Raw genomic sequence first — 17,275 nt, forward strand, 5'->3', positions numbered from 1 at the left:
AACGTCATCATGCGTTTGCGTACCCTACCCGACCCGGACTTTCTGCCGGCGCTCGACAAACGCTTTGTCGTGGAGCGTCCCGGACTCGGACTTGGACCGGAGGAGCCCAAGCCGCGCATCCTGATGCTCTATGGATCGCTGCGGCCGCGCTCCTACTCCCGACTCGCCACCGAGGAAGCTGCGCGGCTGTTGCGCCTGTTCGGCGCCGAGGTCCGCATCTTTGACCCCTCGGAGATGCCGTTTCCGGACCAGATCGATGGCGACGACCACCCGGCGATCCATGAATTGCGCGAGCACGCCATGTGGTCCGAAGGCATGGTCTGGTGCAGCCCCGAGCGGCACGGAACGATCACGGGTCTCATGAAAGCCCAGATCGACAACCTGCCGCTCAACATGGGCGGCATGCGCCCGACCCAGGGACGCACCCTTGCGGTGATGCAGGTGTCGGGCGGCTCGCAGAGCTTTAACGCAGTCAATACGCTGCGGCTTCTGGGCCGCTGGATGAGGATGATCACGATCCCCAACCAGTCCAGCGTTGCCCAAGCCTATCGGGAGTTCGACGAGGGTGGGCGGATGAAGCCGTCGAGCTATTACGAGCGTATCGTGGACGTGATGGAGGAACTGGTCCGCTTCACCGTCCTCACCCGCCCTCACGCGGCGCATCTCGTCGACCGTTATTCGGAACGGAAGGCGGCCGGCAAAGCAATAGACCCGGCGACCGATCACTCGGCTGTTGCGATCGCGCCTCAGAAGCGCTCCGCGTGAGAGACACCGACCGGCGCGCCTGATCCGTTCGTGAGGGCGTGCTCACACGCGACAGCAGGCGGCTACACTGCGCTTTGTTATTACACCTGGCTCGGATAGTTCGGGCTTTCGCGCGTGATGGTCACGTCATGAACGTGGCTTTCGCGGAGACCCGAACCGGTGATGCGCACGAAGCGCGCCTTGTCGTGCAGTTCGTCGAGATCCTTGGCGCCGACATAGCCCATCGCGGCGCGCAGGCCCCCAGCTAGCTGATGCAGTACGCCCGAAACCGGGCCCTTGTAACCCACCTGCCCCTCGATGCCTTCCGGCACCAGCTTCATGGTGTCGTTGATGTCCTGCTGGAAATAGCGATCGGCCGAGCCGCGCGCCATCGCCGACACCGAGCCCATGCCACGGTAGCTCTTGTAGGAGCGGCCCTGATAGAGGAACACCTCGCCCGGCGTCTCGTCGGTGCCGGCGAGCAGCGAGCCCACCATCGCGACATCGGCGCCGGCAGCCAGCGCCTTGGCGAAGTCGCCGGAATATTTGATGCCGCCGTCGGCGATCACCGGGATGTTGTGTTTCTTCGCAGCTTCCACCGCTTCCATGATGGCGGTGAGCTGCGGCACGCCGACACCGGCGACGATGCGCGTGGTGCAGATCGAGCCTGGACCGATGCCGACCTTGATGGCGTCGGCGCCAGAGTCGATCAGCGCCTGCGCGCCTTCGGTGGTCGCAATATTGCCGGCCACCACCTGAACCTTGTTCGACAGCCGCTTGATGCGGCTGACGGCGTCGAGCACATGCTGCGAATGGCCGTGCGCCGTGTCGACGACGATGAGATCGACACCGGCGGCGATCAGCGCCTCGGTGCGGGAAAAGCCCTTGTCGCCGACCGTGGTCGCGGCGGCGACGCGCAGACGGCCCTGCTCATCCTTGCAGGCGCTCGGATTGGCGACCGCCTTCTCGATATCCTTGACGGTGATGAGGCCAACGCAGCGATACTGCTCGTCAACCACCAGCAGCTTCTCGATACGGTGCTGGTGCAGCAGCTTCTTGGCCTCGGACTGGCTGACACCATCCTTCACCGTGATCAGCTTGTCCTTGGTCATCAGTTCGGAGACCGGCTGACGCGGATCGTTGGCGAAGCGCACGTCGCGGTTGGTGAGAATGCCGACCAGCTTGCCGGCGCGACCATTGCCGCCGCCTTCCACCACCGGAATGCCGGAGATGCGGTTGGCCTTCATCAGGTCGAGCGCTTCCTGCAGCTTCGCGGTCGGGGCAATGGTAAGCGGGTTCACCACCATGCCGCTTTCGAATTTCTTGACCTGCCGGACTTCGGCGGCCTGCTGCTCGGGCTCGAGATTGCGGTGGATGACGCCCATGCCGCCCGACTGCGCCATGGCGATCGCCATGGCCGACTCGGTGACCGTATCCATGGCCGAAGCGATCAGCGGCAGGTTGAGCGGGATCGAGGCGGTGACGCGGCTGCGAATATCGACGTCGGAGGGCATCACCGTGGACAGGCCGGGCCTGATCAACACGTCATCGAAAGTAAGCGCTTCGATAAGCTTGTTTGCGGCCATTCGCCAACTCCGTCCTGCCCAAAAAGGGCGCGTTATCAAAAGCGGCCGGGCCCGGCGCCGAGAGGCAAAACCGGAGGGCTGGATATAGATCAGCCCCCGCGGGGAAACATCCCCACCGTCATCGAAGCCCGCTTTTGGGTTGGCGTGGGTCCGTAGCAGGTTCGCCGGGCGATTCCTAGGCGATTTCCGCAACGCCGCCATGAAACCCCACAGCCACAGGGCGGTCACGGTTTTGGGACTTTCCTTGCGGCCCGCTTTGCGGTTGAACGGCTTGCAGACAGCCGCCCGCCGCGCCTTTCCCGCCGGATCGAAGTCCCCATGCGCCGAGACCGCATCGTCCCGCTGATCATCGCGGTCGCGCTGTTCATGGAGAACATGGATTCTACGGTGATCGCGACGTCGCTGCCGGCGATCGCGGCCGATATCGGCACCAACCCGCTGGCGCTCAAGCTCGCCGTCACCTCCTATCTTCTCTCGCTGGCGGTCTTTATTCCCGCCTCCGGCTGGACCGCCGACCGCTTCGGCGCCTCGGTCGTGTTCCGTGCCGCCATTGCCGTGTTCATGGTCGGCTCGATCGGCTGCGCGCTGTCATCCTCGCTCACCGATTTCGTCTTCGCCCGCATCCTGCAGGGTATGGGCGGCGCCATGATGACGCCGGTCGGCCGCATCGTGCTGGTGCGCACCATCTCCAAGCGCGAACTGGTCAGCGCCATGGCCTGGGTGACCATGCCGGCCTTGATCGGCCCGGTGATCGGCCCGCCGGTCGGCGGCTTCATCACCACCTACTTCAGCTGGCACTGGATCTTCCTCATCAATATCCCGATCGGCATTGCCGGCATCCTCCTCGCCAGCCGTTATATCGAGAATGTCCGCGCCGAGACGCATGAGCGCTTCGACGTCGTCGGCATGATCTATGCCGGGCTCGGGATCGCCGGAATCGCCTTCGGCCTGTCGGTCGCCGGGCTGAACTTCCTGCCGTGGAGTATCGTCATCGGCCTGGTGGTCGGTGGCGCCATCTTCGTTGCCGCCTATCTCATCCATGCCAAACGCACGCCGGTGCCGGCACTGGATCTCACCCTGTTTCGCATCCCGACCTTTCGCGCCAGCGTCGTTGGCGGTTTCATCTTCCGCGTCGGCATCGGCGCACTGCCATTCCTCCTGCCCCTAATGCTGCAACTCGGCTTCGGCCTGACGCCGTTTCATTCCGGCCTCATCACCTTCGCCGCCGCGGCTGGCGCGATGGGCATGAAAGCGGCAACGGCCGGCCTGCTGCGGCGCTTCGGCTTCCGCAACATTCTCCTGATCAACACTTTCATCAGCGCCGCCTTCCTCGCGGTCTGCGCCCTGTTCACCGAGGCGACGCCGCCCGCGATCATGATCGCTCTACTGTTCGTCGGCGGCTTCTGCCGCTCGCTGCAGTTCACCTCGATCAATACGCTCGCCTATGCCGACATCGAGCCTGCACGAGTGTCGCGCGCCACCTCGCTGGTCAGCGTCGCCCAGCAATTGTCGATGTCGACCGGCGTTGCCATCGGCGCGCTGGCGGTGGACCTCACCGCCGCCTGGCACGGCCATACGCAATTGATCGCTGCCGACTTCCCGCCGGCCTTCGTCATCGTCGCCGGCATCTCCGTGCTGTCGGTGCTGATCTTCGTGCGATTGCCGCTCGACGCCGGCGCCGAATTGTCCGGCCGCGCCTCCATCACCACGAAAGATCCCGACGCGAAAATTTGATTCAAATTTTAGACGTTAACCATGGAAGCAAACTGGTTAACGAATACGGACCCATGCGATGGACAACGCATTGAAGCACTGACAGATTTGCACCGGCAATATGGTTAATTGCGGCAAGGCGGCGTTATGCGTTCAGGGCGATCGATCAGGCTTGCACAAGGCGCGTTTGGCGCTGGCCTTGTCGCGTCCCTCGCCTTCGCGCTCGGTGTTTATTCCGCCGACGAAGCGGACGCACAGGCGCGCATTTTCTATCGCGATCTCAACGGCCAGACTTTTGAAATGCGCGCCGACAGCGATGGCGCGCAGGCCTTTGCCGCGCGCTACGAGCGCCGACCGGCCGGCACCAATGCGCTGAGCGGCCTGCCGGTCGCCCAACACAGCGACATCAAACAGGCGATGCCGAAGGATCTGCCGCCGCGCCCGCGCGGCAGCGATGCCCGCATTTGCGCAACGCAGACGGAAAATCTCGCGCCCTACCGCATCACGTCCTGCACCGGGATCATCGGCACCGGCAAACTGAAGGGCGAAGCGCTCGGCGTCGCCTATGCGCTGCGCGGCCTCGCTTATCTCGACCGCCACGACATCGCCCATGCCATCGGCGACTTCAACCGCGCCATCGATCTCGCGCCGGACTTCGCCCCCGCCTACCAGAACCGCGGCAATGCCTGGTATGCGCGCGGCAATTTCGGCCAGGCCATCGCCGATTACGACAAGGCGATCGCGCTCGATCCAAGCTCGGCCTCGCCTTACATCAACCGAGCGGCGGTCAAGCGCGACCTCGGCTACAATGACGGCGCGCTGGAAGATTATCAGAAGGCCATCGCGCTGCGGCCGAACCACGCCAACGCTTTCAGCGGCCGGGGCCAGCTCTATATGCGGCAGAACAACTACGCCCGCGCCCTCGATGACTTCAACAGCGCGGTTCGCCTCGAGCCCGATGCCAACAACCTGATGCTGCGCGCCCAGGCGCGCGAAGCCTCCAACGATCTCGACGGCGCCATCCGCGACTATGACGAAACCTTCCGGCAGGATCCCAAGAGCGTCACCGCGCTGACGGCGCAAGCCGCGGTTTGGCGCAAGAAGGGCGATCTTGCCCGCACCATCGCTGTGCTCGACCGCGCGCTGACGATCGACGACAATCAATCGCTGGTCCTGCGCATGCGCGCCGAAGCCTGGCGCGACAAGGGCGACAGAAAGCGCGCTTATGCCGATATCGGCAAGGCGCTGAAGTCGCAGTGGACCGTCAATGGCCTGCGGGTGCGCGGCAACCTCAAGCTCGACGACGGCGATGCCGACGGCGCGTTGAAAGACGCCGAGTTCATGCTCAAGATCGAGCCGGACAATACGGATGCCGCGGCGCTGCGCGGCCTCGCCTTCGCGAAGAAGAAGGACTATGCCCGCGCCCTGCCCGATCTCGACAAGGCAGTCGCCGCCGACACCAATAACGCGCTCGCTTTCGCCGAGCGCGGCCGCATCTACGCGTCCAAGGCCGACAACGACAAGGCGCTCGCGGATTTCAACCGCGCCATTGAGTTGAAGGTTTCAAACCCGGCGATCTACCGCGCCCGCGCCGAAATTCAGCGCAGCAAGGGCAACCGCGCCAAGGCGCTGGCCGATCTCGATCAGGCCATCGCGCTCGACGGTAAGCCGGCCGCGCCCTATCTCGAACGCGCCAGTTTGCGCGCCGAAAACGGCGATGCCGCCGGCGCGCTCGCCGACTACGGCATCGTGATCGCGCGCGAGCCGAACAACTTCCAGGCTTACTATGAACGCGGCACCCTCCATGTCGCCGCGCGTGACCGCGACCGCGCCATGGCCGACTTCAAGAAGGCCATATCGCTCAACGACCGCATGGCGAGCGCCAAGCAGGCGCTGGCGTCGATCGAAAGCGATATCAAGCGCGAGCAGGAAGCTGCCGCGCGCGAAGCCGAAGCCAGGAAGCGCGAGGCGGATAACGCCAAGCGCGAGGCCGAGTTGAAGAAGGCCGGCAAGGGCAAGAAGACGGCGCAGGAAGAAGCGTCGCCCGTGGCGAAGAACGAAACGGTCGCGGTCGCGACACCGCCGAAGAACCCGCGCGCCGACGACGAGGACGTCACCGCCTCGACGCCCAAGCACAAGAGCAAACCGAACAAGAAGGCCGACAAAAAGCCCGAGCCGAAGCGCGAGACCGCGCGCGAGCGCAAATTGCGCGAACAGGCCGAGCGCATGGCCGAACGCAAGGCGGCCGAGCGTCAGTCGCGCGCCACCCGCATCGTCCGCGAAACGCCGCAACCGCGCGCGCTGAGCGAACGCGAAAAGCGGGAGCTGTATTTCCAGCAAATGCAGGCCAGGAAGCGCGGCGTACGCTTCACGGACGTGTGGCGGTAATCCGCCATGCGCCCTGTCGGAGCCTAGTTCTCGCCCCTGAAGCCGGTTGCCAGCAGATATAGCTCCGCTGAATCCGAGCGGCTGGCCGGCGGCTTGATGTGCTGCACCTTGGCAAAGTCTTTCTTCAACGTCGCCAGCAGCGTGCCCTCAAGGCCGCCCTGGATCACCTTGGCGAGAAACGTTCCGCCTGGCGCCAGCACGTCGCGGGCAAACTCGGCCGCGGCCTCGACCAGCGCCACGATCTTGATCTGATCGGTCTTGCGGTGGCCGGTGGCATTCGCGGCCATGTCGGACAGCACGACATCCGCAGGCCCGCCGAGCATCTCCTTCAGCAGGTCCGGCGCACCCGGATCGAGAAAATCGAACACACGAAAATCGACGCCCGTGATCGGCTCGATGTCGAGAAGATCGATGCCGATCACCTTGCCTTGCGGACCGACGCGCTTCACCGCCACCTGCGACCAGCCGCCCGGCGCGGCGCCGAGATCGACCACGCGCGCGCCTTTCTTGAGGAAGCGCGCCTTGTCGTCGATTTCGATCAGCTTGAAGGCCGCACGCGAGCGCATGCCCTCGCGTTTGGCCCGCGCCACATAAGGATCGTTGAGCTGCCGCTGCAGCCACATCGTCGACGAGTTGCTGCGCTTGCGGGCGGTCTTCACCCGCACCTTGAGGTCGCGCGCGCCGCTGGATGGCTTCTTGGTCATGGCGAAACTCTATCCGTCATTCCGGGGCGTGTGCGCAATAGCGCGTTTACGCACGTCTTCGACGCACGATGCACACGAGCCCGGAATGATGCAGGAATTTCATGAAGCGGCCGCCGGCCCGCCCCAGGCGCCGTCCTCGCGCATCATCTGCACCAGCATGCCTTCGCGCAGGCCGCGGTCGGCGACGCGCAGGCGCGGGCATGGAAAAGCGCGGCGGATCGCTTCCAGAATGGCGCAGCCCGCCAGCACCAGATCGGCGCGATCGGCGCCGATACAGGGGCTCGCCACGCGCTCTTCGTAGGACATGGCCAGCAAGCGCTCGAGCACCGCGTCAATCTCGTCGGCCCCGAGCCAGCAGCCGTCGATGCGGTTGCGGTCGTACCGCTTCAGATCGAGATGCACGCCGGCAATCGTCGTCACCGTGCCCGACGTGCCGAGCATGTGGACGCCGCCGAGATCGCCGCCACCATGCTCGCGGGCAAACGGCTCGATCAGCGCCGCGACCTCGGCCACCATCGCTTCATAGATGTCGCGCGTCACCTGAAGCCCGCCGTGGCGTTCAGCCAGGGTCACCACACCATGCGGCAGCGACACCCAGCCACGGATACGCGGCGGCGGCGGCCCGCGCCCATCGGTGGGGGAGCGATCGAGCCGCACCAGCTCGGACGAGCCGCCACCAATGTCGAACAAAACTACCCCCGCGGCATCGGGATCGATCAGCGGCGTACAGCTCGTCGCCGCCAGCTCCGCCTCGGTTTCGCGGTTGATGACCTCGAGCTCCAACCCGAGCAGCTCGGCGACGCGGTTGCGGAATTCCTCCCCGTTCACCGCAGCGCGGCACGCTTCGGTCGCCACCAGCCGCGCGCGGGTCACGCCGCGGTTGCGCATCTTGTTGCGGCAGATCTCCAGGGCTTCCAGCGAGCGGCCGATCGCTGCCTCGCTCAGGCGGCCGGAGGCAGAAATGCCTTCGCCGAGCCGGACGATTCGGGAAAAAGCGTCGATAACGCGGAAACTGTCGCCGCTGGGACGCGCAACCAGTAGGCGGCAGTTGTTGGTGCCGAGATCGAGCGCGGCATAGGTCGGGCCCCCGCGATCGCTGCCATTGGCAGCCTCGCGTTCGCTTTCTCCGCTTCCTGGCGACCGCCGACCCCACCGGGGCTGCCCACCAGGAGGAACCTGGGACACCCGGCCAAAAGCGGGGTCGAGACCTGGGTCATCCCCGGCCCCGCCGCTCATATCGTCAACCTCTCAGCCGTTTCCCGCCCGCCTACCCCGCGGGGAACGGCGCTGTTTTTCCACTGTCCATAAAAGTGTAACAGCGCCAGTGGGACACGCAACCCTCGGTCCCGAAAGCCATAGTTGTCCGGCGGGGCCCGGTAGACTATCTCAGGACGGTACCCCGCCCCGACATTCAAGCCCGAAAAGCGCGACCATGGACGACAGAACGACCGAGACCGCCCTTTCCTTGACCAAATTCGGTATCGGCCAGCCGGTGACCCGCAAGGAAGATCCCACCCTCGTTCAGGGCAAGGGGCGCTATAACGACGACATCAACCTGCCGAAGCAGGTTTACGCCTGGATGGTCCGCTCCTCGGAGCCGCACGGCATCATCCGCGGCATCGATACCGAAGCCGCCAAGGCCATGCCCGGCGTGCTCGCCGTGCTCACTGGCGAAGACCTTACGGCTTACAATGGCCTCAAGTGCTACCTGCCGATCAAGAGCCGCGACGGCTCGCCGATCCGCCACGTTCCGCGCCCGGCGCTCGCGACCGACAAGGTGCGCTTCGTCGGCGATCCGATCGCCTGTGTCATCGCCGAGACCGTCGCCCAGGCCAAAGACGCCGCCGAGGCCGTCTCGCTCGATATCGAGCCATTGCCTGCTGTCACCTCGGCGCGCGAAGCCGCCAAGCCCGGCGCGCCGCTGCTCTATGACGACATCCCGAACAATATCGCGCTCGACTTCCAGCACGGCGATCCGGCCAAGGTCGGCGAAGCCCTGAAGAATTCGGCGCATGTGGTGCGCCTGCCGCTCGTCAACCAGCGCATCATGGTGGCTGCCATGGAACCGCGCTCGGCGATCGGCGAATATGACGGCAAGAACGACCACTGGACGCTGCACTCGTCGAGCCAGGGCGTCTTCGGCATGAAGAATCTGCTGAAAGACATCCTCAAGGCGCCGGCGGAAAAGGTGCGCATCCTCACCGGCAATGTCGGCGGCTCCTTCGGCATGAAGGCGACGCCCTATCCGGAATATGTCTGCATTCTACACGCCTCGAAGGTACTCGGCCGCCCGGTGAAGTGGACCGACGACCGCTCCGGCAGCTTCGTGTCCGACCATCAGGGCCGCGACTTCGACATGACCGTCGAAGTCGGCTTCGACAAGGAAGGCCACATCCAGGCGATCCGAATGACCGGCTACGGCAATCTCGGCGCCTGGTGCGCCAATTTCGGCCCTCTACTGCCGACGCTGAACGTCACCAAGAACATCATCGGCATGTACAAGACGCCGTTGCTCGAAGTGTCGACGCAGTGCGTCTACTCGAACACAACTATTGTCTCCGCCTATCGCGGCGCGGGCCGCCCCGAAGGCGCACTGTCAATCGAACGTTGCATCGACATCGCCGCGGGCGAACTCGGCATCGATCGCTTCGAATTGCGCCGCCGCAACTTCATCAAGCCCAAGGAAATGCCGTTCGCGACGCCGGCCGGCACGACCTATGACTGCGGCGACTTCCCCGGCCTGTTCAAGCAGGCGCTCGACGTCGGTGACGTCAAGGGCTTTGCCGCGCGCAAGCGCGCCTCAAAGAAGGCCGGCAAGCTGCGCGGTCTCGGCGTCGCCTGCTATGTCGAAACCACGGCGGCGATGACGCAGGAAATGGGCGGCATCCGTTTCAATGCCGACGGCACCGTCACCATCATCACCGGCACGCTCGATTACGGCCAGGGCCACGCCTCGGCTTTCGCGCAGGTGCTTAGCGCCAAGCTCGGCATTCCGTTTGACCAGATCAATCTGCTGCAGGGCGACAGCGACCAGCTCATCGCCGGCGGCGGCTCGGGCGGCTCGCGTTCGGCGATGCTGTCCGGCACCGCGGTCGTGCAGGCATCCGACAAGGTCATCGAGAACGGCAAGCAGATCGCCGCACATGTGCTGGAAGCGTCAGCCGGCGACATCGAGTTCAAGGCCGGCACCTTTACCATCGCCGGCACCGACCGTTCGGTCGGCATCATGGATCTGGCGGCGCAATTGCGCGGCGGCCTCAAGCTGCCCGATGGCGTGCCGACAACGCTCGACATCTCCCATGTCACCGAAGCGGTGCCGGGCACCTATCCGAACGGCGTGCATGTCGTCGAGGTCGAGATCGAAACCGACACAGGCTTGACGCGCGTGGTGAAGTACAACGCGGTCAACGATTTCGGTACCGTGCTCAACCCGCTGCTGGTCGAAGGCCAGGTGCAGGGCGGCATCGTGCAGGGTCTCGGTCAGGTCCTGCTCGAAGGCGTCGTCTATGACGATGCGGGCCAGCTCGTCACCGGTTCTTTTATGGACTACGCCATGCCGCGTGCCCACGACGCGCCGATGATCGCCGTCGATAACCGTCCGGTACCGACCAAGACCAACCCGCTCGGCTCCAAGGGCTGCGGCGAAGCCGGCACGTCGGGCGGCCTGCCCGCCGTCGCGAATGCGGTGATCGACGCGCTCGCCGAATTCGGCATCAAGCATCTCGACATGCCGATGACGTCGTCGAAGATCTGGGAAGCGATCGAAAAGGCGAAGAGCGCGAAGGTGGCGTAAGCGCCCGCTCCCGGCTTAGGCTCCGCTCCCCCGGGTTACCGGCACAGTCTCTTATCCCTCCCCGTCTTCGGGGAGGGATAAGCGCAAGCTCCGCGACCTTCTTGCCCCACGCTGCATAGACACCCTGCCCGAAAGACGTTTGATTGACGGTTCGGGCCGCGATAAATCATAAGAACTGCCGGGAAGAAACGCCGATGACCCAACTGACCGACGCGCCGCCGACGCGGGGCGCGCCCGCCTCGCCGCTGCGCATGATCGGCGTGGTGTGTGCCGCGCATTTCATGTCGCACTACTTCATCATCATCCTGGCGCCGCTGCTGCCTTTCGTGCGCGCCGAGTATAACGTCAGTTACACCGAGATCGGCCTGGCGCTCACCACCTTCAACATCGTCTCCACGCTGCTGCAGACGCCCGCCGGCTTTCTGATCGACCGCCTCGGCGCGCGCCTCCTGCTGGTCGCAGGGCTGGTGCTCGGCAGCATGGCCTTTCTGCTCGCCGGCTTCGTCAACTCGTTCTGGTTTCTGGTGGCGATGTTCGCCCTCGCCGGCATCGGCAACACCGTCTATCACCCGGCCGATTATGCGCTGCTGTCGCGGCACGTCCCGGCGCAGCGCATCGGCCAGGCCTTCTCGATACACACCTTTTCCGGCGTCCTCGGTTCGGCGGTGGCGCCGCCGACGCTGCTGCTGATGCAGAGCGCATGGGGCTGGCGCGGCGCTTTCATCGGCGCCGGCATCATGGGCCTCGTTGTCGCTTTGGCGGTGCTGATGGTGCGGGAACAGGCGTCTGCCACGCCGGCCACACCGAAGCCTGGCGCGGCGCGCGACGGCAAGTCGGCGAGCTGGGACCTGCTGCTGTCACCGCCGATCCTGCTCAATCTTGTGTTCTTCATCCTGATTGCCGTGATGAACAGCGGCATGAGCAATTACTCGGTGGTCGCGCTCGGCGCGCTGTACGGAACGCCGGTGACGATTGCCAATACGGCGCTTACCGCGATGCTGACGCTCTCGGCCATCGGCGTGCTCGCCGGCGGCCTGCTGGTGACCCGTACGGCGCTGCATTCGACCGTGGCCGCGCTCGGCATCGCCGGCGCCGCCGTCGCGGCGGCCCTGATCGCCACGTTCGACTTCGGCACTCTGCTGCTGATTGCGGTGATGGCTGCGCAGGGCTTCTCGACCGGCATCATCGCGCCGTCGCGCGACATGATCGTGCGCGACGCCACCCCGGAAGGCTCCTTCGGCAAGGTGTTCGGCTTCGTCACCACCGGCTTCAATCTCGGCGGCATCGTCGCGCCGGTAATTTTCGGTGCGCTGATGGACGCCGGCAACCCGCGGCTGGTGTTCGTCGTTGTGGCGGCCGCCGCCCTGATCGCCATCCTGACCGTGACGACGCTGCCGAAGCGGCCCCGGGAGGCCGCATAAGTCCCTGACAACGCTGGCTTAAGGATTTTGCAATTCGGCGCGAGCGCGGGCTTGTCAAATCGGCCGAATTGTCCCATGTGAAGGCGCGGCGCGCGGGTTTCTTACCCGCTGGGCGGCCTCGCAAAGGTCCCCGCCCGCCCCTGCTGGGGAATGGTGTAACGGTAGCACAACAGACTCTGACTCTGTTTGTCTAGGTTCGAATCCTAGTTCCCCAGCCAGCCTCTCCGGGCACTCGCGCAGTTCTTGGAAACAGCACGTCGGCAGCCGCATTCGGTGGCTTCGGTATTCCGAAACTCCGCGCGCAGCCGCACACATCAGACGTGCAGGAATTTATCCTTGATGTCGGGGGTCGATCTCAGTGCGGCGCTGTCGCCGCTCCAGACCACCCGTCCCTTTTCGATGACGAAATGCCGGTCGGCAAAGTCGGCGAGCGCATCGACATTCTTGTCGATGACGATGATCGACTGGCCTTCGGATTTAAGCAGTCGGAGAACGCGCCAGATTTCCTGGCGGATAAGCGGTGCCAGGCCTTCGGTTGCTTCGTCGAGAACAAGCAGCTTCGGATTTGTCAGCAGCGCGCGGCCGATCGCCAGCATCTGCTGCTCGCCACCGGATAGTTGACTGCCAAGATTTCCTTGCCGTTCCTGAAGCCGGGGAAACAGCTTGTAGACTTCGGGCACCGACCAGCGGGCCCGGCCAGCGCGCGAGGCCGCCGTGGCCACCAGATTTTCCCGCACGGTCAGCGTGGGGAAAATCCGCCGGCCTTCCGGCACGAGGCCGATGCCGGCCTGCGCTATCCGGTACGGCGGATGCGACGCCGTGAAATTCTGGCCGTCAAACCGGATCAGCCCCGCGCGCTGCTCCTGCAATCCGATGATCGAGCGAACGGTCGTGGTTTTTCCCATGCCGTTGCGGCCGAGCAACGTGACGACCTCGCCCGCCGCGACTTCGAAGGAGATGTCGAACAGGACCTGCGCCGCGCCGTAGGAGGCCTTGAGACCATGGACCTGCAAAAGCGTCTCAGGCATGCGTCTCCTCCCCGAGATAGGCCGCACGCACTTCGGCATTGGCGCGGATGTCGGCCGGCGCGCCCGCCGCGATCATCCGGCCATAGACCAGCACGCCCACGCGATCGGCCAAGGCGAATACCGCCTCCATGTCGTGCTCAATCAGCGCGATGGTGATCCTGCCCTTCAAGGCCCGCAGAAGGTTGGTGATGTTCCGCGACTCGTCGTGGCTGGTGCCGGCCAGCGGTTCATCCAGCAGCAGCAGTTTGGGCTGCGTCGCCAGCGCAATGGCAACTTCGAGCTGACGCTTCTCGCCGTGGGACAGGCTGTCGGCCGGCACGTGATGACGGCCGTCAAGCCCGACCTCGTTCAGAATGGCACGGGCGGGTTCATTGAGACCTTCGTCATTTGCCACTCGGTCGAAGAAGCGGAAACTCGAATGCCGCCGCGCCTGGATCGCGGTCGCGACATTCTCCAACGCTGTGAAACGCGGGAGGATGGACGTGATCTGAAAGGATCGGGCCAATCCGGCCTTGACGCGGTCCGGCATCGATTGCTGCGTCACGTCGACGCCATTGAACAGGATCTGGCCGGAATCCGCAGACAACATGCCGGACAGCTGGTGAATGAGCGTCGTCTTGCCGGCGCCGTTCGGCCCGATGATGGCGAACAGCTCACCTTCAGCGATGTCGAAGCTGATGTCGTTGGTGACCTTGAGGGCCCCATAGCTCTTCGAGAGTTGCTGGACGGACAGAAGCGGCTTCACAAGCGCCTCCCGGAGCCGGGGAACAGTGCGATCAGGCCGTTGCGGGCAAAGAAAACCGTCAGGATCAGCAGCGGCCCGAACACAATCGGCCAATGCTCGGTCCATTGAGCCAGGTATTCCTCACCAATGAGAAAGACCGCGGCGCCCAGAATAACCCCATGCAGACTGCCGACACCGCCAAGCACGACGATGAACATGAGCTCCGCCGAGCGCTGCCACGTCATTGTCGACGGGCTGACGAAATTGGCCTGGTTGGCGAGCAGCACACCCGCCAGAGCCGTCACCGTGCCGGCAATCACGTAGGCGCACAGCCGATACTGCATCGGTTTGAAACCGATGGCCTGCATGCGCACTTCGTTCTCCCGCGTGCCCGCGAGCACACGTCCGAAATGCGAATGCACGATTCGTCGCAGCAGCAGGTACATCGCCAACAGAAAGCCGAACGCGACGAAGTACAGAGACCGGTCGGATTTGAAGATTTCGATCCCGAACAGGTCACTCCGCGCGGACAAGGTCATACCGTCGTCTCCGCCATATTGCGCCAGTGCGGTAACGACGAAGAACAGCATCTGACCGAAGGCCAGCGTGATCATGATGAAATACGCGCCCTGCGACCGGATGGCGATAATCCCGGTCGCAAAACTGAAGATGACTCCAGCAACGAGCGCCAGCGGCACGATGATGGCGATATTGGTAATGCCATGCGCCGCGAGGATCCCGACCGCGTAAGTGCCGATGCCGAGATAGGCGGCGTGCCCCAGGCTGATCATGCCCGCCTGCCCGATCAGCAGATCCAGCGCGATCGCGGCGGTGGCAAGAATAACCACGCGCGTCATGAGCGACAGCACGTAGCTCTCGCTTCCGAGGCGCGCAATGAAGGGAACGCACAGCAGACAACCAAAGATCAGAATCGGCAGAATGACATCCGCCTTCCGGCGGAGCAGCGTGGCATCGCTTGCCGCGGACGCGGCTTTTTCCTCTGTTACAAGGCTCATCGGCGCACCGGGAAAAGGCCTGCGGGCCGTACCGCGAGTGTAGCCGCCATGAGGATGTAGACCAGCATCGGCGCCACGGCCCGGCCGCTCTGGCTCGCCGCAGCCGGATCGAGCATGAGCTTCAGCAGAGGCACGGCGATGGAGCGGCCCAGCGTTTCGACAATCCCGACAAGGATCGCGGCAATGAAAGCCCCGCGGATCGAACCGATACCGCCAACCACAATCACGACGAAAGCGAGAATCAATACGTTGTCGCCCATGCCGGGCTCGACGCTGAGCAGCGGCGCGATGATGGCGCCGGCAAACCCCGCCAGCATGGCGCCAAAGCCGAACACCAATCTGAACAGCAGCTTGATGTTCACGCCAAGAGCCGAGACCATATCGGCACTGGTCGATCCGGCGCGGATCAGCATGCCAAGCCGCGTATGGCCGACCACGACATACAGCAACGCTGCCACGGCAAGGCCGGAGGAAATGATGACGATGCGCCACACAGGATAGTTCAAGCCATCGAACAGCTCGATGGCGCCCGACAGCGCCGGCGGAATGTCGACCGAGATCGGCGAGACGCCCCAGATCATCCGCACCGCCTCGGACAGAAAGATGATGACGCCGAAAGTGGCCAGAACCTGATCAAGATGCGACCGCGAATATAGATGCCGGAATATCAACAGCTCGAGGGCCAGCCCCAGCAGCAGCGCCGCCGGCAGCGCCAGGAGTAGCCCCACCACATATGAACCCGTAGCCGCCGCGATCGTCGCCAGAAGATATGCGCCGATCATGTACTGAACGCCGTGCGCCAAATTGAGAAAGTCCATGACGCCGAAAACCAGCGTCAGGCCCGCGGCAATTAGAAATAGAATCAGGCCAAGCTGAATGCCGTTCAGCAGCTGTACCGCGGCAAGTGTTGGCGACATTCGGCACTCCGGAAAAAAGAAGCGACTGCACGCCTAAGGGCATGCAGTCGCCGGGTCGGATCAGAGAGGGCATTCGCCGACGTAGCGGTCGGCATAATTCTCGAACACCTTCTCAACGATCTGCGTCTCGAACTTGCCGTCGGCACGCTTGCCGACCTTCGTAAGGTAGAAGTCCTGAATCGGGAAGCCGTTGCGGTTGATCTTGAACGGTCCGCGCAGCGACACGAAATCCGCCTTGCGCAGCGCAGCCTGCAGGGCAGCCTTGTTGCTCAGATCGCCCTTCACCGCCTTCACCGCGGAATCGATCAGCATGATGGCGTCATAAGCCTGCATGGCGTAGGTCGCCGGCACCGCGTTGTAGGCCTTTACGTAAGCATCGACGAACTTCTGGTTCTGCGGCGTTTTGAGGTCCGGCGCCCAGTTCGAGCCGGCCTGCATGCCCAACGCAGCCTCACCTTGCGCCGGCAGAGTCGCCTCATCCACGGTGAAGGACGACAGCACCGGAATACGCGAGGCGAGTCCGGCCTGGGTGTATTGCTTGACGAAGTTGACGCCCATGCCGCCGGCGAGGAACACGAAAACCGCATCGGGCTTCATGTCAGCGATCTTTGTCAGTTCGGACTGGAAATCGAGCGTGTTGAGCGGAACGTAGTTCTCTTCGAGAATCTCGCCCTTGTAATCAATCTTGAAACCGGCGATCGCATCCTTGCCGGCCTGATAGTTGGGCGCCATCAGGTACATCTTCTTGTAGCCGCGGCTCTGTGCAACCTTGCCGGAAATCTGATGGACCTGGTCGTTCTGGTACGAGGTCGAGAAGAAATACGGGCTGCAGGACTTGCCGGCGAGTGCCGACGAACCGGCGTTCGGGCTGATGAGGATGGTCTGCGAGTCGGCGACCGGCTTGATGATCGCGCCGAGAACGTTCGACAGGATCGGGCCGACGACAAAATTCACCTTGTCGCGATCGATGAGCCCCTTGACCTTGGTGGCCGCAACATCCGGCTTGGCCTCGTCGTCAGCCACAAATACTTCGACTTCGCGTCCGCCGATCTTGCCGCCAAGTTCCTTGAGCGCCAGATCGAAACCATTCTTGGACTGCACGCCGTTGGCGGCAACCGGGGTCGAAAGTGTCAGAATAAGACCGATCTTGATCTTCTCCTGCGCAGCCGCGGGCCCAGCCACGCCGGTACAGACGGCAAGCGCGACACCTGCCCACAACGATGCAATTTTCATATTCCCTC

General features: G+C 64.0%; 13 protein-coding genes and 1 tRNA gene. 6 read left to right on the forward strand and 8 right to left on the reverse strand.

The window, feature by feature from the left end; translation table 11 throughout:
* Window positions 1–9: 9 nt before the first annotated feature.
* Entirely contained in the window at window positions 10–765 is a 756-nt protein-coding gene (gene arsH, locus DXH78_RS14890; protein WP_115518020.1) for an arsenical resistance protein ArsH, read from the forward strand.
* Window positions 766–845: 80 nt separating this feature from the next.
* On the opposite strand, the gene guaB is transcribed toward arsH, so the two are convergent.
* Window positions 846–2,330, reverse strand: coding sequence for an IMP dehydrogenase (gene guaB / locus DXH78_RS14895; RefSeq protein ID WP_115518021.1), 1,485 nt, complete (start codon window positions 2,328–2,330; stop codon window positions 846–848).
* Between the two features lie 318 nt (window positions 2,331–2,648).
* Here guaB and DXH78_RS14900 point away from each other — a divergent pair, with 318 nt between their 5' ends.
* A complete protein-coding gene (locus DXH78_RS14900) occupies window positions 2,649–4,064 on the forward strand; it encodes a DHA2 family efflux MFS transporter permease subunit (RefSeq protein ID WP_115518022.1) in 1,416 nt (471 codons plus the stop codon).
* A gap of 126 nt (window positions 4,065–4,190) precedes the next feature.
* Entirely contained in the window at window positions 4,191–6,431 is a 2,241-nt protein-coding gene (locus tag DXH78_RS14905; RefSeq protein ID WP_115518023.1) for a tetratricopeptide repeat protein, read from the forward strand.
* 23 nt (window positions 6,432–6,454) lie between these two features.
* On the opposite strand, the gene DXH78_RS14910 is transcribed toward DXH78_RS14905, so the two are convergent.
* Together DXH78_RS14910 and DXH78_RS14915 are read right to left on the reverse strand one after the other, a co-directional pair.
* Entirely contained in the window at window positions 6,455–7,135 is a 681-nt protein-coding gene (locus tag DXH78_RS14910) for an RlmE family RNA methyltransferase (RefSeq protein WP_115518024.1), read from the reverse strand.
* A 99-nt stretch (window positions 7,136–7,234) separates the two neighbouring features.
* Window positions 7,235–8,371, reverse strand: coding sequence for a Ppx/GppA phosphatase family protein (locus tag DXH78_RS14915; RefSeq protein WP_115518025.1), 1,137 nt, complete (start codon window positions 8,369–8,371; stop codon window positions 7,235–7,237).
* 196 nt (window positions 8,372–8,567) lie between these two features.
* Here DXH78_RS14915 and DXH78_RS14920 point away from each other — a divergent pair, with 196 nt between their 5' ends.
* The 3 genes from DXH78_RS14920 to DXH78_RS14930 all read left to right on the forward strand — a co-directional run bounded on the left by DXH78_RS14920 (window position 8,568) and on the right by DXH78_RS14930 (window position 12,567).
* A complete protein-coding gene (locus DXH78_RS14920; protein WP_115518026.1) occupies window positions 8,568–10,928 on the forward strand; it encodes a xanthine dehydrogenase family protein molybdopterin-binding subunit in 2,361 nt (786 codons plus the stop codon).
* A gap of 194 nt (window positions 10,929–11,122) precedes the next feature.
* Window positions 11,123–12,349 (forward strand): MFS transporter, encoded by a 1,227-nt coding sequence (locus tag DXH78_RS14925; RefSeq protein WP_115518027.1) that lies wholly within the window; start codon window positions 11,123–11,125, stop codon window positions 12,347–12,349.
* A 144-nt stretch (window positions 12,350–12,493) separates the two neighbouring features.
* Window positions 12,494–12,567, forward strand: a tRNA-Gln gene (locus DXH78_RS14930).
* 96 nt (window positions 12,568–12,663) lie between these two features.
* Here DXH78_RS14930 and DXH78_RS14935 read toward each other — a convergent pair.
* From DXH78_RS14935 to DXH78_RS14955, 5 genes are read right to left on the reverse strand one after another with little or no spacing between them, the layout of a single operon-like run.
* Window positions 12,664–13,377 carry an ABC transporter ATP-binding protein gene (locus DXH78_RS14935; protein ID WP_115518028.1) on the reverse strand — a complete coding sequence of 238 codons (714 nt, stop codon included), beginning with the start codon at window positions 13,375–13,377 and terminating at the stop codon, window positions 12,664–12,666.
* Window positions 13,370–14,122, reverse strand: coding sequence for an ABC transporter ATP-binding protein (locus DXH78_RS14940; RefSeq protein WP_168192847.1), 753 nt, complete (start codon window positions 14,120–14,122; stop codon window positions 13,370–13,372). Before DXH78_RS14940 ends, DXH78_RS14935 begins: the two co-directional genes overlap by 8 nt.
* Entirely contained in the window at window positions 14,119–15,117 is a 999-nt protein-coding gene (locus DXH78_RS14945; protein ID WP_115518030.1) for a branched-chain amino acid ABC transporter permease, read from the reverse strand. Before DXH78_RS14945 ends, DXH78_RS14940 begins: the two co-directional genes overlap by 4 nt.
* Window positions 15,114–16,034, reverse strand: a complete 921-nt coding sequence (locus DXH78_RS14950; protein ID WP_115518031.1) for a branched-chain amino acid ABC transporter permease — start codon at window positions 16,032–16,034, stop codon at window positions 15,114–15,116. Before DXH78_RS14950 ends, DXH78_RS14945 begins: the two co-directional genes overlap by 4 nt.
* A gap of 60 nt (window positions 16,035–16,094) precedes the next feature.
* A complete protein-coding gene (locus tag DXH78_RS14955) occupies window positions 16,095–17,267 on the reverse strand; it encodes an ABC transporter substrate-binding protein (RefSeq protein WP_115518032.1) in 1,173 nt (390 codons plus the stop codon).
* Window positions 17,268–17,275 lie beyond the last annotated feature (8 nt).

It is taken from the genome of Undibacter mobilis, assembly GCF_003367195.1.
GTDB classification, from domain to species: domain Bacteria; phylum Pseudomonadota; class Alphaproteobacteria; order Rhizobiales; family Xanthobacteraceae; genus Pseudolabrys; species Pseudolabrys mobilis.